This is a genomic window from Bradyrhizobium sp. AUGA SZCCT0182, from assembly GCF_018130185.1.
In the GTDB taxonomy this organism is placed as follows: Bacteria; Pseudomonadota; Alphaproteobacteria; order Rhizobiales; family Xanthobacteraceae; genus Bradyrhizobium.
In genome coordinates this window covers 22,256-47,451 of the sequence record NZ_JAFCLY010000041.1, presented here as the reverse complement: position 1 = coordinate 47,451, position 25,196 = coordinate 22,256, and the positions used below count along the sequence as shown (strand labels likewise).

23 protein-coding genes and 1 tRNA gene are annotated in these 25,196 nt (G+C 61.4%); 9 read left to right on the top strand and 15 right to left on the bottom strand.

The window, feature by feature from the left end:
* The first annotated feature begins 5 nt into the window (after window positions 1-5).
* The gene (locus JQ611_RS32125) at window positions 6-437 is read left to right on the top strand and encodes a hypothetical protein (RefSeq protein ID WP_212270050.1); all 432 of its coding nucleotides are present in this window, start codon (window positions 6-8) and stop codon (window positions 435-437) included.
* A gap of 167 nt (window positions 438-604) precedes the next feature.
* Here the strand turns inward: JQ611_RS32125 and JQ611_RS32120 are convergent, their stop codons facing one another.
* The 3 genes from JQ611_RS32120 to JQ611_RS32110 all read right to left on the bottom strand — a co-directional run bounded on the left by JQ611_RS32120 (window position 605) and on the right by JQ611_RS32110 (window position 5,020).
* A complete protein-coding gene (locus JQ611_RS32120; RefSeq protein ID WP_212467716.1) occupies window positions 605-1,969 on the bottom strand; it encodes an AmpG family muropeptide MFS transporter in 1,365 nt (454 codons plus the stop codon).
* Between the two features lie 210 nt (window positions 1,970-2,179).
* Window positions 2,180-3,355, bottom strand: a complete 1,176-nt coding sequence (locus tag JQ611_RS32115; protein WP_212467715.1) for a DUF262 domain-containing protein — start codon at window positions 3,353-3,355, stop codon at window positions 2,180-2,182.
* Between the two features lie 456 nt (window positions 3,356-3,811).
* Window positions 3,812-5,020 (bottom strand): DNA recombination protein RmuC, encoded by a 1,209-nt coding sequence (locus tag JQ611_RS32110; RefSeq protein ID WP_212467714.1) that lies wholly within the window; start codon window positions 5,018-5,020, stop codon window positions 3,812-3,814.
* Window positions 5,021-5,190: 170 nt separating this feature from the next.
* Here JQ611_RS32110 and def point away from each other — a divergent pair, with 170 nt between their 5' ends.
* The 3 genes from def (at window position 5,191) to truA (ending at window position 7,501) form a co-directional block, all read left to right on the top strand.
* On the top strand, window positions 5,191-5,718 hold the full coding sequence (gene def / locus JQ611_RS32105; RefSeq protein WP_212270053.1) for a peptide deformylase: 528 nt from the start codon (window positions 5,191-5,193) through the stop codon (window positions 5,716-5,718).
* A gap of 113 nt (window positions 5,719-5,831) precedes the next feature.
* Window positions 5,832-6,764: a methionyl-tRNA formyltransferase gene (gene fmt, locus JQ611_RS32100; RefSeq protein ID WP_212467713.1), complete on the top strand. Its 933-nt coding sequence runs from the start codon at window positions 5,832-5,834 to the stop codon at window positions 6,762-6,764.
* Window positions 6,764-7,501, top strand: coding sequence for a tRNA pseudouridine(38-40) synthase TruA (truA, locus tag JQ611_RS32095; RefSeq protein WP_212467712.1), 738 nt, complete (start codon window positions 6,764-6,766; stop codon window positions 7,499-7,501). Before fmt ends, truA begins: the two co-directional genes overlap by 1 nt.
* 64 nt (window positions 7,502-7,565) lie before the next feature.
* On the opposite strand, the gene dapE is transcribed toward truA, so the two are convergent.
* The 12 genes from dapE to rpmH all read right to left on the bottom strand — a co-directional run bounded on the left by dapE (window position 7,566) and on the right by rpmH (window position 17,778).
* Entirely contained in the window at window positions 7,566-8,720 is a 1,155-nt protein-coding gene (gene dapE, locus JQ611_RS32090) for a succinyl-diaminopimelate desuccinylase (protein WP_212467711.1), read from the bottom strand.
* Window positions 8,713-9,324: a DUF805 domain-containing protein gene (locus JQ611_RS32085; RefSeq protein ID WP_212390296.1), complete on the bottom strand. Its 612-nt coding sequence runs from the start codon at window positions 9,322-9,324 to the stop codon at window positions 8,713-8,715. Before JQ611_RS32085 ends, dapE begins: the two co-directional genes overlap by 8 nt.
* Before the next feature lie 29 nt (window positions 9,325-9,353).
* A complete protein-coding gene (locus tag JQ611_RS32080; RefSeq protein ID WP_212390295.1) occupies window positions 9,354-9,881 on the bottom strand; it encodes a DUF805 domain-containing protein in 528 nt (175 codons plus the stop codon).
* Window positions 9,882-9,968: 87 nt separating this feature from the next.
* On the bottom strand, window positions 9,969-10,814 hold the full coding sequence (dapD, locus tag JQ611_RS32075) for a 2,3,4,5-tetrahydropyridine-2,6-dicarboxylate N-succinyltransferase (protein ID WP_212270058.1): 846 nt from the start codon (window positions 10,812-10,814) through the stop codon (window positions 9,969-9,971).
* Window positions 10,815-11,045: 231 nt separating this feature from the next.
* Window positions 11,046-11,738 (bottom strand): pyrimidine 5'-nucleotidase, encoded by a 693-nt coding sequence (locus tag JQ611_RS32070; RefSeq protein ID WP_249133621.1) that lies wholly within the window; start codon window positions 11,736-11,738, stop codon window positions 11,046-11,048.
* Between the two features lie 172 nt (window positions 11,739-11,910).
* Window positions 11,911-12,897: a DUF1036 domain-containing protein gene (locus tag JQ611_RS32065; RefSeq protein WP_212268037.1), complete on the bottom strand. Its 987-nt coding sequence runs from the start codon at window positions 12,895-12,897 to the stop codon at window positions 11,911-11,913.
* 77 nt (window positions 12,898-12,974) lie between these two features.
* Complete coding sequence (gene argB / locus JQ611_RS32060) at window positions 12,975-13,871, bottom strand: acetylglutamate kinase (RefSeq protein ID WP_192739163.1); 897 nt, start codon at window positions 13,869-13,871, stop codon at window positions 12,975-12,977.
* A 240-nt stretch (window positions 13,872-14,111) separates the two neighbouring features.
* Entirely contained in the window at window positions 14,112-14,483 is a 372-nt protein-coding gene (locus tag JQ611_RS32055) for a DUF423 domain-containing protein (protein WP_212267848.1), read from the bottom strand.
* Entirely contained in the window at window positions 14,483-15,133 is a 651-nt protein-coding gene (gene yihA / locus JQ611_RS32050; RefSeq protein ID WP_212209327.1) for a ribosome biogenesis GTP-binding protein YihA/YsxC, read from the bottom strand. Before yihA ends, JQ611_RS32055 begins: the two co-directional genes overlap by 1 nt.
* A 148-nt stretch (window positions 15,134-15,281) precedes the next feature.
* The gene (gene yidC, locus JQ611_RS32045; protein ID WP_212267850.1) at window positions 15,282-17,162 is read right to left on the bottom strand and encodes a membrane protein insertase YidC; all 1,881 of its coding nucleotides are present in this window, start codon (window positions 17,160-17,162) and stop codon (window positions 15,282-15,284) included.
* A 15-nt stretch (window positions 17,163-17,177) separates the two neighbouring features.
* A complete protein-coding gene (gene rnpA / locus JQ611_RS32040; protein ID WP_212267852.1) occupies window positions 17,178-17,618 on the bottom strand; it encodes a ribonuclease P protein component in 441 nt (146 codons plus the stop codon).
* A gap of 25 nt (window positions 17,619-17,643) precedes the next feature.
* Window positions 17,644-17,778, bottom strand: coding sequence for a 50S ribosomal protein L34 (gene rpmH, locus JQ611_RS32035; protein WP_212467710.1), 135 nt, complete (start codon window positions 17,776-17,778; stop codon window positions 17,644-17,646).
* 438 nt (window positions 17,779-18,216) lie between these two features.
* On the opposite strand from rpmH, the gene JQ611_RS32030 reads away from it, so the two are divergent.
* The 5 genes from JQ611_RS32030 (at window position 18,217) to JQ611_RS32010 (ending at window position 24,933) form a co-directional block, all read left to right on the top strand.
* Complete coding sequence (locus tag JQ611_RS32030; RefSeq protein WP_312011062.1) at window positions 18,217-19,695, top strand: HAMP domain-containing sensor histidine kinase; 1,479 nt, start codon at window positions 18,217-18,219, stop codon at window positions 19,693-19,695.
* Window positions 19,696-19,883: 188 nt separating this feature from the next.
* Window positions 19,884-19,960 (top strand) — tRNA-Arg (locus tag JQ611_RS32025).
* Window positions 19,961-20,434: 474 nt separating this feature from the next.
* Complete coding sequence (locus JQ611_RS42820; RefSeq protein WP_212467709.1) at window positions 20,435-21,610, top strand: Hachiman antiphage defense system protein HamA; 1,176 nt, start codon at window positions 20,435-20,437, stop codon at window positions 21,608-21,610.
* Window positions 21,600-24,683, top strand: a complete 3,084-nt coding sequence (locus JQ611_RS32015) for a DEAD/DEAH box helicase (RefSeq protein ID WP_212467708.1) — start codon at window positions 21,600-21,602, stop codon at window positions 24,681-24,683. Before JQ611_RS42820 ends, JQ611_RS32015 begins: the two co-directional genes overlap by 11 nt.
* Before the next feature lie 61 nt (window positions 24,684-24,744).
* Entirely contained in the window at window positions 24,745-24,933 is a 189-nt protein-coding gene (locus JQ611_RS32010) for a hypothetical protein (RefSeq protein ID WP_212467707.1), read from the top strand.
* Window positions 24,934-25,196: the final 263 nt, after the last annotated feature.

The following is a 25,196-nucleotide window of genomic DNA, read 5'->3' as shown; positions in this document are numbered from 1 at the left end:
CTGACATGACGAAATCACGATTCGCCAAGCGCCTTTGTATTGCGGCTACCATGGCGGCGGCCTTGGCCGCGCCTTCCGCACGGGCGCAGCAGGCCGAGCCTGCGCCGAAGCCGGGCAAGCTGATCAATGCCGGCGACGTCCTGTCGGGGGAACTCAATGCGATGAAGGTTCGCGGCGGCAAGAAAGGCAAACGCGTCGCCACCTATCAGCTGACCAGCGAGCCGCGCCGGCTGCCGCCGCCGAACGGGCTCTGCAATCTGGAGACCGGCCCCGAAACGTTCCAGCTCATCACCTCGAACGACGCGCAGGCCGCGCAACTGAAGAACTTCATCGGCAAGGAAATCTCGGTGAAGGTCGACGAAGTCGCCTGCGCGCAGGATGCCGGGCAGATGAGCGAAGCCGTGATCACCAAGTGGAGCGTCGTGACCAAGCATTGAGTTGTCACGGCCGTTGTCACAAACACCACTGTCATCGCCCGGCTTGACCGGGCGACCCAGGGCGCCGCGGCCTATCGGTTCAATTGTTGATGTCTCTGGATACTGGGTCCCCGCCTTCGCGAGGACGACACCGAGGTTGTTGACGCAACGTTCAACGCCCTTGCAGCCTAAACCTTCACCGGCCCCAGTTCGTCGAAATGCCCGCGTCGCTGCAGCCACACCAGCAGGATCAGGCTCGGCACCGCGACCAGTACGGAGACCACGAAGAACAGCGGCCAGCCCGTCGCCGCGGCCACATAGCCCGAGCCAGAAGACAGATAGATGCGGCCGACTGACGCCAGCGCGGTGAGCAGCGCGTATTGCGTGGCGGTGTGCAGCGGGTTTTTGCACAGCGCAGAGAGATAGGCGACGAAGATCACCGTGCCGATCGCGCCGGTAAACGCTTCCACCGAGACAGCGACGGTCAGCGCCCATTGCTGCGACCCGACCAGCGCCAGCCAGGTGAAGGTGAGATTGGACACCGCCTGCAGCAGGCCGCCGATCCACAGGCAGGTCACCAGCGAGGTGCCGCGCGCGAGGAAGCCGCCGGCGAAACCGCCGATCAGGGTCGCGGCCAGGCCGACGCCCTTGACGATGATGGCGTAGTCGTTGCGCGTAAAGCCGATGTCGATGATGAACGGAACCGTCATCGCGCCGGCGAAGGCGTCGGTGAACTTGAACAGCATCACGAACACCAGCACGACGATGGCATAGCGCTGGGTCAGGAACTCGCTGAAAGCGCCCATCGCGGCCTCGGCGATGCGGCTGACCGAAGGCTTTCCGCCTGCCGCGGCGTCAGCGATGCGGGACTGCTCCGGCTCCCGCGCGCACAGCACCGTGACGATGCCGATCAGCACCAGCGCCGCCATTGCCGCGAAACTCGCCATCCAGGCATCGAGTCGGGTCAGCCCAACATACTCGAAGCCGGTGACGAGAAACAGCGCACCGGCCGTGGACGCCACCATGCCGACGCGATAGGCCGCCACATAGGACGCCATACCGGCGGCCTGTTCGTTCTCCGCAAGGCTTTCGACCCTGTAAGCATCGACCACGATGTCCTGCGTTGCCGACGTCGTTGCGACCAGCAGGGCGCCGAGCGCCACGAAGAACGGCGAGCGCGCGGGATCGGTCAGCGCCAGTCCGAGGATCGCGGCCATCAGCAGCAGTTGGGTGAAGACCAGCCAGCCGCGCCGCCGCCCGAGCCAGCGCGTTAGCAGCGGAATGTTAAGGCCATCCACCAGCGGCGCCCACAGGAACTTGAGCGTGTAGGGCGTGCCGACCAGGGTGAACAGCCCGATGGTGCCGAGGCTGACGCCGTTCTCGCTGACCCATACCAGCAGCGTCGATCCCGACAGCGCCAGCGGCAGCCCCGACGAGAAGCCGAGCATCATCACGATCAGCACGCGCGGCTGCAGATAGACGGCAAGGCCGTCGCGCCAGGTCGGCGCAGACGAGGTTGCTGCCGATGTCGAGGGGGCTTCAGGTGCGTTCATGAAGGGGTGTTAGCAGATTCGGCAGCCAAAAATGATACTGTCATCGCGAGGTCAAGTCGGGCCGTCCGTGCCATTATTTCAATATGAGCCTTTTTGATTATCGGCGAATCCGAACCTATAGACCGGGCTGCTTGGGGCACGAAGGCGCGCCTGACGCTGTGAAACCGCCAGCCCAGCCCAGCCCAGCAGCGGTAAATAGAGACCGATAGCTTAGCTCTTCGGAAATTCTGCCTTCAGGGCGTGCTCCACCAACGCTTCGAAAGAAGGTTCACGCAAGGTGACTCGCTTTCTCGTCGGTCGCCATAAATCTTGATTGCGCTGCGCGACAACTTCGAACGTTCGAAACGCGAGTCGCGCCTTGTGCGTCTTCACATCAGCTTCCCGCCTTCCGAGAGTTCGCTTGATCTGCTCCGGCGATATCTCCGAGTAGGCTCCCAAAATGATTTCACTAAGTTTGATCTCCGGGTTGCCGCCGAAATCGAAAAAATACAGTCCCGATTTGTCATCCTTGTCATTGAGCTGCACAAAGAGGCGATGCTCTTGCTCGTAGTGCCAATGCTCAAACTTAAGAGTGAGTAAGTCTAACATGTGCTCAACTGCGGCCGGCCCAAGGTTCTTCATCGCTTTTAGTTTAGCCTTGGCGGTCTCTATAACTGTCTTCTGTCCTTCTCCAGAGAAAGAATCCCAATACTTTGTGCCGGTCGCGTTGCGAACGATGCTGCGAGCGGCGACAGCGTTAGGCTTTGAGCGAGCATTCAAAATCTTTAGTTCTGTGGCGTCGATCTCGACGGCGGATTGATTGATTGTGAAGAATGCTTTCTCTGCTTTGGTCGCATCATTCCCTGGTACCCAAAGCAAAGGCACTTTAGCGTGGGCAAGCGCCCGAACCTTTTGTCTGAGTTCGGGAAAGCTCCCTGGATTCATTGTTTCTGTCCGCCACTGAACATAAGATCCAACCCGCTTACTGACCAACTCGCGAGTCTTTATGTGAGTCCGCTCCTGTTCATCTGGAATTTTCCCGTAGAATCGCGTGGACTCATTTCCGGCTCCGTAATCGTCCATGATCCAGGCGATGATCGCACTCAAACGATGTGCTCCATCAATAATGAACGTCAGCCGGGCCGGTGACTGCCAGCAGATCACCGCTGGGATGAGGTCGTTACTTACAAAGGCTTCGATAAAATCGCAGACGGCAGTTGGTGTCCAAGCCGCGGTTTCCCGCTGAAAGTCCGGCTTACGGAGTGTTGCGAAGAACGACTCACCGCGTGTTAGGTCCGTCGCTGAGGCCGATGGCTTTCCACTTTCGCCAGCCCCGCTATTATCATCCGGGGGAGCAATAAAATCTTCTCTTGGAATAAGCGCATCCAAATTTACAACATCCGCCACCTTTCATTCCTCCCCCAGCGCGCGAGCTTTCTATGCTGCACAAGGAGAGAGTGTAGCCATTTTTTCTTGAGCAGTCTCTAGCGACACAGGTGTTATCCGGCAGGATTTACATGATTCTGGGTCGCGCTCCGGAGACGGAAATCCACTCGCTTCTCGCTCTTGCGTTGGTGCAAGGGTTGTTGACGCCGAATCATCACCGCCTGCAAAATCGGGGCTTCGTCCCTCGCCGAGCGTCGCGCTCAGATACTTGGTACGGCCTATAGGTTCGGACGAATCTGTCCGCTAGTGGCTGCCATCGTCATATAGCGCAATTGGCCGCAACGACGTGCAGAGCACGAGCAGCTGCATTCGCGCCGAGCAAGTGACTGGCAACGGTGTTGCGATAGGATGCAACAGGGCGTAACGCCCCGGTCAAGCCGGGCGATGACACCGTTTGTGTAGCGCCTCCGTAGACCTCTACTCCCCCGCCTGCATCTTCCGCTGCAGGGGGAACAGTTCCGGTGCGCCCGGCTTGACGATCCGTGGGGCCTCAGCCGGGGCTTCGGTCTTGCTGAAATCCAGCTCCTCGATCCGTCCGGCGCGCTTTTCGATCTTGTCGGCGGAGATCAGGATCTGGCGGACGTCCTCGTTCACATCGCCAAAATGCTTTTGCAGCTTTACGACGCGTTCGCGCAGTCGGGTCAAGTCGTCGCCAAGATGCATCACCTCGTTGCGGATCTGGTCGGCCGCGTCGCGGATGCGGGCGTCTTTCAGAATCTGCTGCATCACCTGGATCGCCAGCATCAAGAGCGACGGCGACACCAGCACCACGCGGGCGCGATAGGCTTTCTGGATCACGTCGTCGAAACCGTCGTGAATCTCCGCATAGACCGATTCCGACGGCACGAACATCAGCGCGGTGTCCTGGGTCTCGCCGGTGATCAAATATTTCTCGGCGATGTCGCTGACATGCTTCATCACGTCGGCGCGCAGCCGCGCTGTGGCGTATTTGCGCTCCTCGTCGGTGCGGGCGTCGTGCAGCGCGGTCATCGCCTCCAGCGGGAATTTGGCATCGATGCAGAGCGGGCGCTGGTCCGGCAGGAACACCACGCAATCCGGCCGCTTGCCTGATGAGAGCGTGTGCTGGAACTCGTAAGAACCCTTCGGCATGCCGTCCTGGACAATCGCTTCCATCCGCGCCTGGCCGAACGCGCCGCGCGATTGCTTGTTGGCGAGCACGTCGCGCAGCGTGGTGACCTGCGAGGTCAGGTCGGTGAGATTTTTATGCGCATTGTCGATAATGCCGAGCCGCTCATGCAGCGCGCGCAAACTGTCCATGGTGTTGCGCGTGGTCGCTTCCATCGACTGGCCGACCCGGTGGGTCACCGAATCCAGCCGCTCGTTGACGGCGCGGGCCATCTCGGCCTGGCGGCCGGCCAGCGCCTGTCCCATCGCATCGACCCGGCCGGTGGATTCGCTCTGCGCCCGCAGCATTTCGCTCAGGCGTTCCTCGAGCTCGTCGGCCCGGATCGCCTGCGCCATCGCGAGTTCCGCGCCGCGCCGGCCGGAGCGGGCGATGACGATGGCAATGGTCAGCAACAGGATTAGCGCCAGTACGCCAAAGCCAATCAGCGCGTCGCTGGTCCGAATCGGCAGGTCGCCGACGATAAAAAGAATCTCGTTCATGGCTGCTTGTAGCCGATTCGCGCGTTAGCGCGAACGAAGAGGGAACATTTATGGTAAATGACCCCTTAATTTTCGTGGTTAACGCCGCCTTAAAAATCATGGTTAAGGCCGCCTTAACCGGTTCCGCCGCGCATTGACCCCGGCAAACCGGCAGCTTAAATCGCCCCATCATGGCATTAAGAGAAATCATCATCCTGCCGGACAAACAGTTGCGGCTCGTCTCCAAACCCGTCGAGAAGGTGACGGCGGAGATCCGCAAGCTCGCCGACGACATGTTCGAGACCATGTACGACGCGCCCGGTATCGGCCTCGCCGCGATCCAGGTCGCCCAGCCGCTGCGGCTGATCACCATGGATCTGGCCAAGAAGACCGAGGACGGCGAGACCAAGCCGCAGCCGCGGGTCTTCATCAATCCGGAGATCATCTCCTCGTCCGAGGAACTGTCGGTCTATGAGGAAGGCTGTCTGTCGATCCCCGAATATTACGAGGCGGTGGAACGGCCGGCGCAGGTGCGCGTGCGCTTCACCGATCTGGACGGCAAGGTGCACGAGGAAGACGCCGACGGCCTGTTCGCCACCTGCATCCAGCACGAAATCGATCACCTCAACGGCGTGCTGTTCGTGGACTATCTGTCCAAGCTGAAGCGCGACCGTGTGCTGAAGAAATTCACAAAAGCCGCCAAACGCGCGGCGGAGTAGCCGCAAACTCTCTCCGCCCACGACTTTCTCTCTTGCCGCAGCAAAGACGTGGATGGCCGGGACAAGTCCGGCCATGACGAGTAAAATCAATCGGCTCGGGATACATTCACACTATGCCTCTCCGCTTGATCTTCATGGGCACACCCGATTTCGCGGTGCCGACGCTGCTGGAGCTCGTGGCCCATGGCCATGACATCGCGGCCGTCTATACCCGCGCGCCGAAGCCGGCCGGGCGTGGCATGAAGCTGCAACCGACGCCGGTCGAGCAGGAAGCGCGGCGGCTCGGCATATCGGTTTTGACGCCGGCCACATTGAAGACGCCGGACGCGCTCGACGCGTTTCGTGCCCACAACGCCGATGCCGCCGTTGTCGTCGCCTATGGCATGATCCTGCCGCAGGCGATCCTGGATGCGCCTCCGCTCGGCTGTTTCAACCTGCACGGCTCGCTGCTGCCGCGCTGGCGCGGCGCTGCCCCGATCAATCGCGCCATCATGGCAGGCGACGCGGAGACCGGCGTGATGGTGATGAAGATGGATGTCGGCCTCGATACCGGCGACGTCGCGATGGCCGAGCGGCTGCCCATATCGGACACCATGACGGCTGCCGATCTGCATGACGCGCTGGCCCCATTGGGCGCTGACCTGATTGTGCGCGCGATGGGCGGGCTGGAACGCGGCGGCCTGCAATTGCGCAAGCAAAGCGAACAGGGCGTCACCTACGCGGCCAAGATCGAGAAAGCCGAGGCGCGGATCGACTGGAGCCGGCCGGCGCGCGAAGTGCTGCGGCATATTCACGGGCTGTCGCCGTTTCCCGGCGCCTGGTGCGAGGCCGCACTCGACGGCGAAATCGCGCGCATCAAAATCCTGCGCTGCGAGCCGGCCAAAGGCGCAGGGGCGCCGGGTGACGTGCTCGACGAGCAGCTCACGATTGCCTGCGGCGACGGTGCGATCAAAATTCTCGAATTGCAGCGCGCCGGCAAGGCGCCGATGAAAGCCGCGGATTTTCTGCGCGGCACGCCGTTAAAACCGCCGGCGCGGCTCGGCTGATGCCCCGCTACAAGCTCATCATCGAGTATGACGGCAGCCCCTTCAGCGGCTGGCAGATTCAGGACAACGCCCCAACGGTGCAGGGCGCGCTGGAAACCGCGGTCAAGGCGATCTGCGGCGAACAGGTTCGCGTGCACGGCGCGGGACGCACGGATGCGGGCGTGCACGCGCTGGGCCAGGTTGCGCATTGCGACATTGAGAAGCCGTTTCCACCGGGGCGGCTGCGCGACGGGCTGAATGCGCATCTGCGGCCGCATCCGATCGGCGTGCTCAGCGCCGAGATCGTGGCCGACGATTTCGAGGCGCGATTTTCAGCCATGAAGCGCCACTACCGCTATCGCATCACCAACCACCGCGCCAATCTCGCGCTCGACATCGGCCGCACCTGGCGGGTACCCCGGCGTCTCGACACCGACGCGATGCACAGCGCCGCGCAGCGGCTGCTCGGCAAGCATGATTTCACGACGTTCCGCGACACCGAGTGCCAGGCGAAATCGCCGGAGAAGACGCTCGACCAGCTCGACGTCATCAGGGACGGCGATGCGGTTGCCATCGTGACCTCGGCGCGCTCGTTCCTGCATAGCCAGGTGCGCTCGATGGTGGGCTCATTGGTCTGGGTCGGCGAAGGCCGCTGGAGCGCCGACGATCTTGCCTCAGCCCTTGCCGCCCGCAACCGCGCCGCCTGCGGCCCCGTCGCGCCGCCGGACGGGCTATATCTGGTACGCGTGGATTATTGAGAACCCGAATCCCTACTGTGCATGGGGTTGTTTTCGCGATTTTTTTCCGACCGAAACGGCGCGATCACGAAAAGTACCGATCCAGTATCCCGCGATAAACCTTCGTCAGCTTTTCCAAATCCGACACCGGCGTGCGCTCGTCGACCTGGTGCATGGTCTGGCCGACCAGGCCGAATTCGATCACCGGGCAATAGCTCGAGATGAAGCGTGCATCGGACGTGCCGCCGGAGGTCGACAGTTCCGGCTTGCGTCCCGTCACCTCTTCGATCGCACTGACGGCGAGGTCGGTGAAGGCGCCGGGTTTTGTGACGAACACGTTGGAGTTCGAGGGCTCCCATTTGATGTGGGCGCGGATGCGGTTGCCGCGGGCTTTCGCCAGCCGCTCATCGACCAGCGCCCGCAGCGTTTCCTGCGTGTGGTTGTCGTTGAAGCGGATGTTGAACTTCGCACGGGCCTGTCCGGGGATCACGTTGCTGGCGGTGTTACCGACATCGACGGACGTGAATTCGAGGTTGGAGGCCTGGAACTGGGCGCTGCCATGGTCGAGCGGCTCGTCGCTCAGCGCCACGATCAGCCGCGAAATATCCGGCACCGGGTTGGCCGCGCGATGCGGATAGGCGACGTGGCCCTGCACGCCATCGACGAACAGCGTGCCGGATTGCGAGCCGCGGCGGCCGACCTTGATGCAATCCCCTAGCACTTCGACATTGGAGGGCTCGCCGAGCACGCAATGGTCGAATTTCTCGCCCCGCTCGGCGCACCACTTCAGCAGCTTGATGGTGCCGTTGACGGAAACGTCTTCCTCGTCGCCGGTGATCAGGAACGAGATCGACCCCTTTGGCTTGCCGTCATTGTCAGCGAGATATTGCAGCACCGCCGCGACGCTGCAGGCGATGCCGCCCTTCATGTCGACCGCGCCGCGGCCGTAGAGAAAGCCGTCCTTGATGTCGCCCGAGAAAGCGCCATGGCTCCATGCGCCTTCATCGCCGGCCGGCACCACGTCGGTATGCCCCGCGAAGGTGATGTGCGGCGCAGCGTTGCCGATGCGGGCATAGAGATTGTCGATGTCTGATGTGCCGGGCTCGCCGAATGTAACGCGATGCACCTCGAAGCCGGCGGCCTTCAGGAGGTTTTCGAGAACACCGAGCGCGCCGGCATCGGCCGGGGTGACGGAAGGGCAGCGGACGAGGTCGCGGGTAATGGAAACAGCATCATTCATACCCCGGCTTAACATGCCAAACCGGCGGCGGGCCAGCCTTGTGGGGCACCATTTCGATCTCGCTTTGCTGGTCCCATGCGGGCCGCGTATCGACCGGCGCCAGCGGGTCGGCGCCGAACCGGTTGGGCCCTCGCGAGCCCTTGAGGAAGAACAGCTCGATAATTCCCCAGACCCACAAAACGAGAATGCAGATGGCCAACAACAAACCGAATACGTCGGGAAGCCAGTCGGTGAGCTGGTCGAAGGGACGGGAAAAGACCAGGAGCGTGGCTATCCACCAGCCGCTTCTCCCGCGATCGTGCAAGCGCTTGACCGAGGTGGCGAAAAAGACCCACAGCAGCAGGACCGAGCCGGCGGCCTGGAAAAACAGGACTGGCGCGTTGACCCATGACAGCGATCGATAAGAAGCGGAGCCGAATAGCTTGAGGATTTCCTCGATGCCGAGGCTGAAATTGAAAGGCCCGGTCCCACCAAGGAGGAGGACGACGCCTATCGTCAGGATGGCAAGGAATATCATCCAGCAAATGCTGATCAGCAGCGCCTGCCAATATCTGGCGCGGTTGAGGCGACCCTCAAATCTGAACAGGTACCAGGCGTAGTCCATGCGCGTAACTCCGGGCTACCAGCCAGGTATTAACCACGTGCGACCGGGCCGGCACGCTGCAGGAGAAAATCCGGAACGCCGAACGACTGCGCGTGCGAAACAACAGGAGATTTGGGAGGGCTGCGCGTCGGATCGGTTCCGAACCGGTTGCGGCCATCGGTTCCGATCAGGAAAAACAGCTCGATGACAATCCAGGTTTGCAGAACCGAGAGGGCCACAGCACCCATCACGAGCAGCATCTCCCGCGCGCCGGAAACATCAACGCCGAAATAGAGCCCGAAGAAGAGAGCATAATAAACGTAGGAGAGAGGGTTAACGATCAGCACCGCAATCGCCCACCAGCCGCTTCGGTCGCGGTCGTGAAGCCGCTTGGCCGTCGTGGCGGCGTTGATCCAGAGCATCGCGATGACGGCGCCGGCCTGCAAAACCTCCCATTGCCCTAACGGGGATTTGAGCCAAAGCACCAGCCAGCAAGTCAGGAGGGCGAGCTGGACCGCGAGGTATCTGGCGCGGTTGATGCGGCCATTGAAACTGAACAGAAAACGGGCGTAGTCCATCGCATCCTCCGGACGGCGGAAAAACCCCGCGGTTCCGGAATATTGGTCGCGTCAGACGGCCGCGGGGTTCGAGCTTTGGGCTCGAAATCAGTCCCGCAGCAGCTCGTTGATGCTGGTCTTGGCGCGGGTGCGCTCGTCGACGCGCTTGACGATCACCGCGCAGGCAGTGGACGGGCCGGGCTGGCCGTTCTTCAAGGGGCGCGCCGGCAGGTTGCCGGGCACCACAACGGCATATTCCGGAACTTCGCCGATGAAGGTCTCGCCGGTGTCGCGGTCGACGATCTTGGTGGAGGCGCCGAGGAACACGCCCATCGAGAGCACCGCGCCCTTGCGCACGATCACGCCTTCGGCGACTTCCGAGCGCGCGCCGATGAAGCAATCGTCCTCGATGATCACGGGCTCGGCCTGCAGCGGTTCCAGCACGCCGCCGATACCGACGCCGCCGGAAATGTGCACGCGCTTGCCGATCTGCGCGCAGGAGCCGACCGTGGACCAGGTGTCGATCATGGTGGCCTCATCGACATAGGCGCCGAGATTGACGAAGGACGGCATCAGCACGACGTTGCGGGCGATGAAGGCCGAGCGGCGCACGATCGCGCCGGGCACCGCGCGGAAGCCGGCGTCGCGAAAACGGTTCTCGCCCCAGCCATCGAACTTTGACGGCACCTTGTCCCACCACGTCGCCTTGCCGGGGCCGCCCGGGATCGCACCCATGTCGTTGAGGCGGAACGACAGCAGCACCGCCTTCTTCAGCCACTGATTGACTTTCCACTTGCCGTCGGCCGCGCGCTCGGCGACGCGCACTTCGCCCTTGTCGAGCAGTTCAAGCGAATGATCGACGGCTTCGCGAACTTCACCCCTGGTCGACGTCGAGATGCCGTCGCGGGCATCGAACGCGGTATTGACAGTGGATTCCAGCGCGGACAGGGACATCGGGATTTCCTCGGGATATCGGGCCAGTTGTGACGTGAATTGGGAGGCTTTTTCGGGATTTGGCGGGAGAGAGTCAAGGCTTGCGCTCCCGTCGTCCCGGCCTTGAGCCGGGACCCATAACAACAGGGAGCTATGATTTGAAGAAGGTATCTACCCGCAGCGCTTCATCATATCCGCCGCGGCGTATGGGTCCCGGCGTTCGCCGGGACGACGTGGGGACACACAGTACCTCTAAACCTGCGGCAGTCGCGCCAAAAAACCCGTCAAATCATCCGTGACATGATCGACATAGGCGGCGTCGCGGCCTTCCAGTTCCCAGTCCTCGCGGACCACTTCCTTGGCGCCGTCAGGCACCACCAGCACCGTCGTCATGCCGAGCTCGTGCGGCACCACGAGGTTGCGGGCGAGATCCTCGAACATTGCGGATTTTTGCGGATCGACGCCGTGCAGGCTGAGGAATTTCTGGTAGGTCTGCGGCGCCGGCTTCGGCTCCAGTTCGGCGGCGATGATGTCGAACACCGCCTCGAAATGCGCAGCCAGGCCGAGCCGCTCCAGCACGGCGCCGGCATGGTCGGTCGAGCCGTTGGTCAGGATCAGCTTGCGCCCCGGCAGCCTGGCGATCGCAGCTCCCATCGCGGGATTCGGCTCCAGCGGCGAATGATCGATCTTGTGCACGTAAGCCAGGTAATCGTCGGCGTGCACGCCGTGCTCGGTCATCATGCCGCGCATGCTGGTGCCATAGCGGCGGTAATAATCCTTCTGCAGCACCCGCGCTTCTTCCGCCGAGATCTTCAGGTAGGTGCTGATGAACTCGCCGATGCGGGCATCGACCTGCTGCCACAGATTGACGTGATGCGGGTACAGCGTGTTGTCGAGGTCGAACACCCAGGTGTCGATGTGGGTGAATGCGCGGGGTGAGTTCATGATTCGCTCTCCACCGTCGTCCCGGCGAACGCAGGGACCCATACGCCGTGCAGGTTTTTGTTGAGCACAGTGTGAATTGCCTTTTCTTCTGGCGCCGTCATCAACCAACACTCAGTTCGATGGCGGCTATGGGTCCCGGCGTTCGCCGGGACGACGATAGAGGGTGTTCCCATCATGGCATCGCAAACCTTAGCGTCCTGCCGCCACCCGACATATCGACGGCAGTAAAGCCGATCGGGCTGAGGCCGCGGCTGCCGCAATCGCCCTGTTCGTTGATCTCGAATTTGCTCTCGCGGGTGCAGAGCTCCTTGGTGCCGCCCCAGTTCAGCGGCTTGTCCTTCAGCTTGACCGTGCGGTTCTCGCCGTCGACGGCCTCGGCGAAACTGAACACCTGCTTCGGCTGGCCGGTCACGTCGGGATGCAGGCATTTGCCGGGATCGATCCGATACCAGCCGCGGCTGGTCACGGCCTTGCCGTCGTCGGTGGCGACCGCGGCCATGATCTTGTGCGGGGTGTCGTTGCACCAGGTGAGCCCCGTCGCCGACGGCGACTGCACCGCGTCGATCATGGCGGTGAAGAAGTTCGGCGACTGCACGATGTCGGGGCTAAGCCCGCGATTCTTCAGGAACGCGCTCAGCGCTGCCTGCGTCTTCGGGCCATCGACGCCGTCGATCGGGGCGGCGTCATAGCCCGCGATCACCAGCAGCCGCTGGATGCCGGCAAGGCGCGCCTGTTCGTCGTCATACTCGCTGCCCTCGGCGAGATAGGCGACCAGATTGCCGTCGTCAGTCTGCGTCGGCGTGACCTGGGTGAACGGCGCCGGGGTCTGTCCGGTCCGGCACTGGCGCGCCGCGGCGATGATGAAGTTCTCCGGTGCGATGCACAGCGTGTCGTTGCCGCCCTGCGGGATCGGCGAGGCGCCATAGACGCCGAGCGCGCGCGCATTGAGGAGGATGCGATCCGCGGTCAGCTTGCCCTGCAGCACCACGCGGCAGGCGGCGGGATCGATGCGAAACCAGCCCCGGGTGGCGGTCGCCGATTTGTCGTCGATGCCGATCGCAGCCTCGACCACATAGCTCATGCGATTGCAGAGCTTCAGATCGGCCAGCGCCGGCAGCGACGAGACGAACAGCGAGATCGCGGCGGCCGGCAGCGCCAGGACCGTGCGCCTCCCATACCGCCGCATTCTGGCGCGGAAGCGGCGCGTGAACTTCGCGGGCGGGGAGATCGCGCTTGTCACTTGTGGATCAGCGTGCCGGTGCCTTGATTGGTGAACAATTCGAGCAGCACGGCGTGCTGTGTCTTGCCGTCGATGATGACGACGCCCTGCACGCCCTGTTCGAGCGCATAGATGCAGGTCTCGACCTTGGGGATCATGCCGCCGGAAATCGTGCCGTCGGCGATCAGCTTGCGTGCGTCCTTCACCGACAGTTCCGGAATCAGCTTTTTGGACTTGTCGAGCACGCCGGGAACGTCGGTCAGCAGCAGCAGGCGTTTTGCCTTCAGCGCGCCGGCCACTGCGCCGGCAAAGGTGTCGGCGTTCACGTTTAGCGTCTGCCCGTCATGCGAGGTCGCCAGCGGCGCCAGCACCGGGATCAGCTCATAGCCGATCAGCTGGTTCAGCAAGGTCAGGTCAACCTTGTCGGGGTCGCCGACGAAGCCGAGATCGACAGCCTTTTCGATGTTGGAATCCGGATCGACCATGGTGCGCGTCGTCTTCGACGCCTTCACCATGTTGCCGTCCTTGCCGCTGAGGCCGACGGCCTTGCCGCCGGCTTCGTTGATGTAGCCGACCAGTTGCTTGTTGACCGAACCGGCCAGCACCATCTCGACGATTTCGATGGTCGCCGCGTCGGTGATGCGGAGGCCCGCGGCGAATTCGGACTGGATGCCGAGCCGCTTCAACATGGTCGCGATCTGCGGCCCGCCGCCATGCACGACCACCGGATTGATCGCGGTCTGCTCCAGGAGCACGATGTCGCGGGCGAAAGCCTTGGCGAGATCCTCGGCGCCCATGGCATGGCCGCCATATTTAATGACGATGGTTTCCTCGTCATATTGCTGCATGTGCGGCAGCGCCTCGGACAGGATGCGAGCCTGATCGAGCGGGCTGATATGTTGCGAGTCGGTCATGAAGCGGCTCTCGTCATTTCCAGATGTCGGGCCGGGTTCTAGCTGATTGGCGGGCAGGGCGCAAAGTGGGGATTTCTTGCCGCCGCTGCCGTTTTTTTCCTCCCCCCTTGTGGGAGAGGGTGGCGCCTCACGAAGTGAGGCGACGGGTGAGGGGTCTGTCTCCGTGGATGCAGACCTCTCATCCGGCGCGGACTGTGTCCACGCCCACCTTCTCCCACACGAGGAAAAGGAAGAGTCGTCTCATCCGCGCCTTGGCCACGCCGCAGCCACAGCCACCGCCAGCCAGCTCAGAATCAGTAGCGTCCCGCCGGTTGGCGCTGCCATCGGAAACAGGCCGTGTCCGGCATATTGCCGCAGCGTCAGGTCGCCGGCGAACAGGCCGGCGGCGATGACGAAGCCGAAGGCGGCCACGATGCCGATGCGGGGGTGGATGAGGCCACGTTCGGCCAACGCCACCGCAGCGAGAACGGCGGTGGCATGGAACAGCAGCATCGATGACGCCGACGCCAGCCGCGACGCGTCGGCCTGATGCGCGGAGGCCGCCGCCAGTATCACGCCATCGGCGCCCATGATGGCGGCCAGCACGATCAGGATACGACAGGCGCGTGACATCAGCTGCGCTCACCGAGCAGGCGCACCATCGCCGCGCGCAATTCCGGCATGCCGCTGCCATCGCGCGAGGAGGTTACCAGCACGTCCGGAAACGCGGCGGGGTGTTTGGCCAGCGCGGCCGTCGTTTCTTCGATGTGCTTTTCGAGCTCTGTGCGCTTGACCTGATCGGCCTTAGTCAGCACCACCTGATAGCTCACGGCGGATTTATCCAGCGTCTTCAGCACGTCCTGGTCGACGTCCTTGATGCCGTGGCGGGCATCGATCAGCACATAGACCCGCGCCAGCGTGGCGCGGCCCTGCAGGAATTGATGGATCAGCTTGGTCCAGGACGCGACCTTGGCCTTCGGCGCCGAGGCGTAGCCATAGCCGGGCATGTCGACCAGGCGCAGCCCGGCGTTCTCAGGGCCTTCGAAGAAGATCAGTTCCTGGGTGCGTCCGGGCGTGTGCGAGGTGCGCGCCAGCGCGTTGCGGCCGGTCAGCGCGTTGATGAGGCTCGATTTGCCGACATTGGAACGGCCGGCAAACGCCACCTCCACGCTGGCCATCGGCGGCAGCGTTTCGATCGACGGCGAGGCCCAGACGAACTGCCATTCGCCGGCGAAAAGTTTTCGCCCCTCTTCGATCAGCTTCGCATCGGTTTCCGCGGTCATGCGAAGGTTTCCTGTTCTTCGTCATGGCCGGGCTTGTCCCGGCCATCCACGCCTTCTCTTTTCGCGGGTCCCAAAGACGTGGATGCCCGGCACAAGGCCGGGCATGACGAGTTGGGAATATTCGCGTCCAACAACCAGATGCCGGTCGTCAGGTTTTTGAATCGGCCTTCTTGGCGAACGTCGCCTTGAGATTGTCGAACAACTCCACCTTGACGCCGTTCTTGCGCATGATGAAGCTCTGCTGCAGCACCGACAGCAGGTTGTTCCAGGCCCAGTAGATCACGAGACCTGCCGGGAAGCCGGCCAGCATGAAGGTGAAGATCAGCGGCATCCAGTCGAAGATCATCTTCTGGGTCGGATCCGGCGGCGTCGGGTTGAGCTTCATCTGGAACCACATCGTGATGCCCATGATGATCGGCCAGACGCCGAGCATCAGGTACGGGCCGACATGCGGCCCGAGCACCATGGGATCGAACGGGATGAGCCCGAACAGGTTGAAGATCGTGGTCGGATCGGGCGCCGAAAGGTCCTTGATCCAGCCGTAGAACGGCGCGTGGCGCATTTCGATGGTGACGAACAGCACCTTGTAGAGCGAGAAGAATACCGGGATCTGCAACAGGACGGGAAGACAACCGGCGATCGGGTTGATCTTCTCCTTCTTGTAGATCTCCATCATCTCCTGTTGCTGCTTCTGGCGGTCGTCGGGATAGCGCTCCTTCAGTGCGGCCAGTTGCGGCTGCACCGATTTCATCTTGGCCATCGAGGCATAGGATTTGTTGGCGAGCGGGAAGAACAGCAGCTTCACCAGCACCGTCACCAGCAGGATCGAGACGCCGAAATTGCCGACCAGGTGGAAGAAGTAATCCAGCGCCAGGAACATCGGCTTGGTGATGAAGTAGAACCAGCCCCAGTCGATCAACAGGTCGAAATGGTTCAGCTCGAGCTGCTTGTTGTAGCCGCCGTGGCCGGCGAAGGGAAAGTTGATGCCGACGACGTTGGCTTCCTTGGCGCCGGCGAACAGCCGCGCATTGGTGCTGCCGGTGCCGCCGATCGCGACGGTCTGCGGATCCTGCAAATAGTCGGTCTGATAACGGACCTTGGCGCCCGGTTCGGCGAGGAAGCGGGCCTTCAGGCGCGCCGACGTGTCAGGCAACAGCGCCGCAGCCCAGTACTTGTCGGTGATGCCGAGCCAGCCATTGGTGACATTGAACTCGAAGCCTCGGCCGCCACTGCCCAGAACCGGCGCCTCGGCGACGGCTTTGTAGCCGTGTTCCTGCAGGCCCTTGTCGCCGAGATAGCCGATCAGGCCTTCATGCAGGATGTAGTAGCCCGAGACCTCAGGCGTGCCGTGACGAGAGATGAGGGCGAACGGATAGAGCGTGACCGGCGCGGTGCCGACATTGGTGACGTCGTCCTTGACGCTGAACAGATAGCGGTCGTCGATCGAAATGGTGCGGCGGAAGGTAAGGCCTTCGCCATTGTCGTATTTCAGCGTCACCGGGTGGGTCGGCGAAAGCGCGCCGGAGCCTTCCTGCTGCCATACCGTCTCGCGGTCGGGAAGCCGCGCCGTCGAGCCTGCGGCCGCGACCCAGCCGAACTCGGCATAATAGGGATGAGCGGTGTTCGACGGAGAGAACAGCACGATCGCAGGCGATTTGGGGTCGACGGTGTCGCGGTATTGCACCAATGCGAGATCGTCGATGCGGGCGCCCTTCAGCGCGATGCTGCCCGTCACCCGCGGCGTGTCGATCTTGACGCGGGGGGTTGCGGCAATCGCGGCGTCGCGGCTGACGACCGGCGCAGCCGCGCCCGGCTGGGCGGGCGTGGTGGCGGACGGGGCCGAACCTGGCGTCGGCGCGGTGGTGGTAGAGCCCGGCGCTGTCTGCGGCGAGGATTTTGCGAGCTCGGCCTGGGTCTGCGACTGCAGGCGCTGCTTTTCCATCTGCGGCGCGTTGTAGAAATATTGCCACGCGATCAGCACGAGGCCGGACAGAATGACGGCGAGGATGGTGTTGCGATTGTCGGTCATCGTTTCAAGGTCTCGTCATTCAACTCGGGTTCCGGCTCGCGCCGTCGTCTTTATTTTGGTGTCTTTGGACGCGTTGTCTTGACGCGAACCGGTAGCGGCTTCGTTCGGAAGCGCTTTGGCCACTTTTGCCGGCTGCCGGTCGAGACGAAGCAGCGCCTGGCGAAGGTCGTCGAGCATGGTCGTAAAGTCGCGATGCAGCGCCGCGCGCCGCCCGACTAGCACATAATCATGGTGCGGTCGCATCGGTATGACGTCCAGCCGCTTCACCAGTTCGCGAAGCCTGCGCCGGATACGATTACGCTCGGTAGCGGTACCGTTCTTTTTGGTAACGGTAAAACCGATCCGGATCGGGCCATCATCGTCGCGGCAGCGTCCCTGCACCACGAAGGCGGCGCTGTTGGCTCGCGCGCCATTGGCAACGGCGAGGAAGTCCGCCCGCTGCCTTAGCCGATCCATAATAAGGTCTCCGGAGACGTCCGGCTCAGGCGCTCAGACGCCTGCGGCCACGCGCACGGCGCGCAGCGAGAACCTTGCGGCCGCCGGTCGTGGCGAGACGGGCGCGGAAGCCGTGACGGCGCTTGCGCACCAGTTTGCTGGGTTGATAAGTCCGCTTCACGGGTAGTTCTCCGCTAACCTGGCAAGCTGCCGCTGAATTGCAAACTGCCGCTGAATTGATGGTAAGTCCGGTAATGCTGGCCGGCCCAAGACGGGCCATCGACGGCCCCAAATGAGCCGCCCCCGGTCAGACCCGGCCATAGCGGACAATTGCGCGGCTTATACGGGAGCGACCTGTTTTCGTCAATGTTGCGCGGAGCCGCAATCGGGCTTCTTTGAAATGGCACAATTGGGGCGAATATTATTGTTTTCGCGGGGTTTTTAGGGACGGGACGGCAACTCGCCCCTGACATCGGAACCGGCCGACATTAGCGATCGGTAATTTGACCGGTCCGTGGCCGGAACGCATCCTCGCAAATCAGCGTGCGGGCGGCGGCAGTGAAGCCGGTCTTAAGCTCCGATCCTGTGCGTAAAACAAGGTTATCAAGGCGGATATTTCGTGTCAGCGACCGACGACCAGCCGACCATCGAAGCGCCGCGGCCAACGCCGCCGCGCCGGCTCGGCCTGTCCGGCAAGCTGCTGCTGCTCACCATTCCCCTCGTCATGATCGCCGGCCTGATGATCTATGTGCCAGCGATCGCGAATTTCCGCATCAACCGCCTGAACGACCGCATTGCCGCGGCGAGCACCGCGGCGCTGGTGCTGGACGCCGCACCCTCGGGCATGGTCCCGGAATCGCTGGCGCGGCAGATCTTGAAGAGCGTCGGCGCCCGCGCGGTCGCCATCAAGATGGGGCAGCAGCGCCGTCTGCTCGCGAGCGCCGATTTGCCGACGGCGATCGACCACGACATCGATATGCGGACCATCACGGTATGGTCCGCCATCGTCGATTCCATCGAAACCATGCTGGCAACCGACAATCATGTGATCCGCGTGGTGGGACCTGCGCCCGGCGGCGGGCAATTCATCGAGGTCGTCGTCGACGAGGCGCCGCTGCGGCAGGCGATGTACCGCTTCTCGCGCAACACGCTCCTGGTCTCATTGGCTATCGCCATGCTGACGGCGGCGCTGGTCTATTTCGCCATGCATCATCTGTTCGTGCGGCCGATGCGGCGGCTGACCGCGAACCTGGTCGGTTTCCATGAAAACCCGGAAAGTTCGGCGCGCATCATCGTGCCGAGCCAGCGCGGCGACGAGATCGGGGTCGTGGAGCGCGAATTGTCCGACATGCAGCGCGACCTAGTGTCGATGCTGCATCAAAAGAGCCGGCTCGCCGCACTCGGCCTTGCGGTCTCCAAGATCAACCATGATTTGCGCAATCTGCTGGCATCGTCGCAATTATTGTCCGACCAGCTCGCCAGCGTGCCCGATCCGCGGGTGCAGCGCTTTGCGCCAAAACTGATGCGCTCGCTGGAGCGCGCCATCGACTTCTGTCAGTCGACCCTCTCTTACGGCCGCGTGCAGGAAGCCGCCCCCGACCGCCGCATGATGCTGGTCGAGCCCGTGGTGGCCGAAGTGCGCGAATCCGCAGGCCTTGCCGCCGATGCCTCGATCGCCTGGGTCAGCGCGATCGAGCGCGGGCTCACTGTGGACGCCGATCCCGATCAGATGTTTCGCGTGCTGCTCAATTTGGTGCGCAACGCCGCGCAGGCGCTCGAAAGCCGCCCGAAGGGCGATGCGGCGGCGCTGCAGATTCGCATCACCGGCCGCCGCGAAGGCGCGGTCGCGATCATCGAGGTTTCCGATACCGGCCCCGGCGTGCCGGCGCGGGCGCGCGAGCATTTGTTCGAGGCTTTCCAGACCTCCGGCCGGCCCGGCGGCAGCGGGCTTGGCCTCGCCATCGCCGCCGAACTGGTTCGCGCCCATGGCGGCGATATCCATCTGGTCGAAGGCACCATCGGCGCCACCTTCCGTATCTCGATTCCGGACCGCCCGGTGGAACTGCAAAGCGTCCGCAACGAGCGGGCGCGGGCGTAAATCACGCTATTTGCTGCGTTTTGTGACCGATCTGGCCGGTTTGCCCCGGCCAAATCGTTTGCCAAAACCCGCGTTCCGGAGCTTGCCAATCGGACGCGGAGCGGGTAGCTAAAGCGCTCTTTCGCGACGTTTCCGACACCATTCGGATGCATCGGGGCGACTAGCCCACGATGGCCCTAGCGAAAAACGCGCCCGTAGCTCAGCTGGATAGAGCACCAGACTACGAATCTGGGGGTCAGGAGTTCGAATCTCTTCGGGCGCGCCAATACTTAGCCACTACCTACCGTGCAAAAATTATTGGCTTTTTACGGGAATTGCAAGGAAGCACGGCGGTCTAGTGGTCCTGGCCCCCGCTGGGTCTATGTCCGCCATCTAGCCAGTCGGCGAGACCCTGTCCGTACCGCGAGTGCGTATCCCTTTCGCTCCGCCAGCTTGGCCGCAGCCGTCTGTTCGCGGTCCAAGGATGTCGGCAATTGAGCCCAGGGTTAGCAGCGATTTTGATTTGAGCTCTGGACTCAAATTTGGAAAGTCGGGCTCAATCTTCTCCGAGAGGCCTATTTTTCTCCAAAGCTCTGGACTCCCCCGGATTCGGTACGGATCTCGAAATTCCAACGTTTCGATTCCAACGAAAAGAGGTTTTGCGGCTCCTCTCGGACAACGGCGCCGCACTGACGGTGCTCTCGCCGATCGCCCACAGCGCGAATGAAGCCGGCGGCTGATCGTTGCCTTTCAGCTTGACGTGAAGTTCTACTATTTCTCGCGCCGCTCGCAGCCCAACATGGCGATTTGCACTATGACAAGATCGAGGAATATTCGGCATTCAGCGGCTGCGAATCAGACGCCTTTGAGCCTCTTGGCGACGGTTGGGCTCGTCTATCTCGAACGCATTCTAACCAGCATGCCGAACGACGCGGCTCCGCGAAAGCTTCGCTTTGCATATTTGGATTCGTGCAATCACATGGGTACACGGCGCGACCCTGCTTTCGCACATACCGAAAAGCCCGGCGCACACGTAAATTGTGGCGCGAGGATCGGAAAGCCGATAACTAAAGTAATTGACGCGAAACAACTAGTAATTGAGGACACTTTGCCTGCGATGCCAACGCCGCCGCATCTTGATTGGCTTGTCGATATCGGGGAGCGCCTCAAAACGGTTGACGGTCACGATATTGAACTTTGGGAGCTTCAGCACGCCGATGATCCCGCCGTCCTCTCGGCATGGGCAAAGCATTTTCGCGAACATTATTGCGACGATGAGATGCTTAAGAAGCTGGTCGCGGGAACGGGAAAAACCAATGGCGAATATCTCACCGAGTGGAAATTTCCGGATGCAAAAGAAGCGCCCGGACCAAGTATTCGCTCTGGCGATTTTGCCGAGATCATTGTGGCGGACTACATTGAATACAAGCTCGGCTATTGGTGCCCTCGTCAGCTTCGTTACGATCAAAAATGGAACAGGAACGAATCCACGAAAGGCTGTGACGTTGTCGGCTTCCAATTCGTAAGCGATAAGGGTTTCGATCCAAATGACGAGTTGTTCGTATTTGAATCCAAGGCGGCTTTATCCGGAAAGAAGCCAGTCAATCGACTACAGGATGCTGTTGCTGACTCGGACAAGGATGCCCTGCGGGAAGCAACCACCCTGAATGCACTCAAGCAGCGATTCCTGGAACGCGGAGACGACGATCCAGCCCAGAAGGTGCAACGGTTCCAGAATATCACCGACCGACCGTTCAAGCGAATAAATGGCGCTGCTGCGGTCCTCAACTCGTCTCTGTTCGATGAGACACTGATCCAGCAAACGACCACGGCTTCGCATTTCAACGCCGCAAACCTAAAACTCATTGTCATTCGTGGGGACACGTTGATGGTGCTTGTGCATGCGCTCTACGAAAGGGCAGCAAATGAGGCCTGAAACCGCCGCCCGCCGCTTGCTTTCGGTCACGCGCGCCAAAGCCAAGATGTATGAGTACGAAGTACCGCCAGCAGAACACATCGCACTGCCGCAGCGTCCGGAACAACTATTCTCCCTTGCCGTGGGTCTCTTGGGTGATGCGGCAGCAGCGATTGCCGCAGGCGAGACAGCGGTCGCGCGCGACGAAACTCCCGCCGAGACTCTGGCATTCGCGGCAACGTATTTCGAAGCCTATATCGCCACCAGGCTCAACGAAGCCGTCGAGGTCGACTTTGCCATTCTCGGCGCAGCCGCGTATTACTTGGCGGATAATCCCGGAAGCGCGATGGTGGTCGTAAGGGGCGCAGTTGCACCGCCAGCCCAACTCGGTTCCGGTTTGGCGCTGCTCGCTTTTCGACTTTTGCTGTCTGATTATACCGGGATAGGCGACGCAATATACGGAGACCTGCCAGATCAAATTCTCTCCGGTCTGTCGGCATACCTTAATGGTAGCGGCGACGCCGAGAGCGTAACGAATCCGATGCTCCGAATTCGAAATGAAGCTTATCGCAGCGGCGATGGCCGCGAACTGCTTTATGCGGATATCTCAACCGCGTTGGTCAAAAAGAAAATTGCCAACGCCGCACGGACAATTCTTCCAGGCGCATCGGGCCTCGCCCTTGAAGTCTGGCTCCCAGCGTTACAGCGAGCTGCATTTCCACGCGAGCTTTGGCCATCGCAACGGCGCATTTGCGCGGCGGGCGTTCTTGAAGGGGTCTCCGCCGTCATTCAGATGCCTACCAGCGCGGGAAAAACTCGCGCGACTGAGCTCATATTGCGCGGCGGTTTTTTAAGCGGGCGCGTATCATTGGCAGTGATCGTCTGTCCATTCCGGTCACTTTGCCATGATATTCGAGGCGACATGGCGCGCGCGTTCTCTGCCGAGAATGTGGTGTTGAACGAGGCTACCGACAGTTTTCAGGAAGACCTTACGGTCGAAGCGTTGTGGCAACACAAAACAATCCTGATCGTGACGCCGGAGAAGCTTCTCTACTTGCTACGGCGGACACCCGACCTAGCGCAGCACATAGGTCTTGTCGTCTACGACGAGGGACATCAATTTGACAGTGGCGCGCGGGGCGTTACATACGAGCTCCTGTTGACCTCCCTGAAGCTACTGCTGGCCGCAGAGACCCAGATTGTCCTCATCTCTGCGGTCATTGCAAACGCCAGCAGGATCGCAGGCTGGCTGATTGACGATGAAGGGTCAATTGTTGACGGCGCAGGCCTTATGCCGACCGCCCGTCGTGTCGCCTTTGCAAGTTGGCAGACCCCACTCGGCCGCCTTGAGTATGTCAGTCCGCTCGATCCGGACGACACCGAGTTCTTCGTTCCTCGCGTAATTGAACGCGTCGAGCTACGTAATCTTCCACGTGAGCGGACACGGCGGTTCTTTCCCTTAGCGGAGGATGGCAGCTCTATCGGCCTCTATCTCGGCCTCAAGCTTGTCTCAAATGGAAGCGTTGCCATCTTCTGTGGGCGGAAGGATACCGCCGTCAATATCTGCGCCACAGCTGTTGATCTCTTTCAGCGAAGTGACGATTTTACCAGGCCCGTCGGTGAGGCTGATGCAGGCGAAGTTGCTAAACTGACAGCGCTTTTCGCGGCTCACATCGGTGAAGGCGCGCCGACAACGAAGGCGGCGCAACTCGGCATCTTCCCACATCACGCCAGTGTTCCGAACGGCTTGCGGCTCTCGGTTGAATTCGGCATGAAGGCAAGCCTGATCAGCTTTGTCGTATGCACCTCGACGCTAGCCCAAGGCGTTAACCTGCCGATACGATATCTCATCGTGACCGGTGTGTATCAGGGAGGCGACCGGATACTTGTTCGGGATTTTCACAATCTGATCGGTCGCGCGGGCCGCGCCGGTATGCATACCGAGGGCAGCATCATTTTCGCCGATACCAAGGTTTACGATAAGAAGCGACAAGTTCGCGAACGCTGGCGTTGGCGGACGGCCAAGGAACTGCTCGACTTTGCGAACTCGGAACCATCAAGTAGTAGCATTTCGGCGATATTCCAGCCCTTCGAATTCGGGCAGCCGACGCGCACGATAACAATCGATGTAAACCTCCTGCACACGCTGGTGTTCGACGATGAGACTACCGTCGAAAGCAATGTAACGCAGATCGTGGATACGAATCCCGGCGTCGATGCCCGTCGATTTCGGAGGTTTTTGCAGGATCGGGTAAAGATTGTTCACGGCATTGCGTCCTTCCTGCTCGCCCATTTGGAGTTTGCGGGTGATGGACTCGCCGAGCGGGCCATTAATCTCGCGCAAAACACGCTGGCGTATTACCTTGCGGACGAGCAGCAACGCACGCAGATTGAGGCAGTGTTCCAAGCCGTTGCCGAGCGTATTCTGGAAGGCGCTGCGACCGAAGAACTGCGGGCGACTCTACGGCGGTCGCCATTGGCCCCGACAACGGTCCATAAGTTGAAATCCTGGTTGGGTGCCAATCGCGAGGCGCTTACCCAGTCTGTTGATAGTGGGGGCCTCCTCGCCACCATGGCTGCCGTAGTGCTGAATTATAATCGTAACAGCACCATCACATCACTCTCGGATCCATCCGTGATGCCACTTGTTATCGAAAGCTGGGTGGCTGGCGCAGCCTTCAGCGCCATCTTCCAGTTGCTTGTCGAGAGGAACATTCGGATTGGAGGCAATAATCGCAATCCAACAGTCGAGGATGCTGTAGCATTGTGTGAGAGCGGCCTCGGCTACGAAGGTGCTATGATTCTTGCTACCATTGCTGATCTTGCCGAGGAAGAAGAGGGAGAGTTGCCAGGGGCACTCACGCTGCTCCAACGGCAAGTGAAGTCCGGATTGACCTCTATCGCAGCATTGGGCTTTTTTGAAGCTGGTTTTGCCGACCGCGTTGTAGCCCAAACGTTGGCGAATGCGTTTCCTAACGTCGCGGATCGCCAGTCCGCGCGCCTTGCTGTGCGAAATGCCGCTGCGCAGGCGCGTGAGGTTATTACACCGTATCCAGCGTATTTCACTTCCGTGCTGGATGAACTCTTGACCTGATACGAGCAAATGCTTCTCAAAGAACGACATTTCTTCAAGCGTTCGAACGGAAGGATCGAGCATGCCTTCTCGGCAGAATGTGCACGCCAAGCTCAATCACGCGGCGTCATACGTTCTGTTCGATGGACGCCTGCGGGGTTTGTTCATCGCGGAGCAATGCTCCCTTGCGGTCAAGGGCATCGGCATGCCGGTACTAGCTATCAAGCCGCACTCGTTTTCCTACCGTGCGGCGCTTCTTCAATCGTTCTAATCGCGTGTATAGCAGGGTGGCCAAGAGTGGGATGTATCGACCAGACGCGAAGGACCGGGATATCGCTGGCAGTATCGAAGCGCCCGTGGACTTCGAGAGCCTTCTCGACAACATCTTCGGCACGGAAGAATTCGAAGTATCCAGACTGCGTTGTCGGACGCGCAAGCGCCGAACGGCGACTGCTACCGCCCAAATACGCATGGTCATTGCGCCTGGCTCGATCAAACCGCGCAGCAAGCGTAGGAATGTTGGTGCCGGACAGT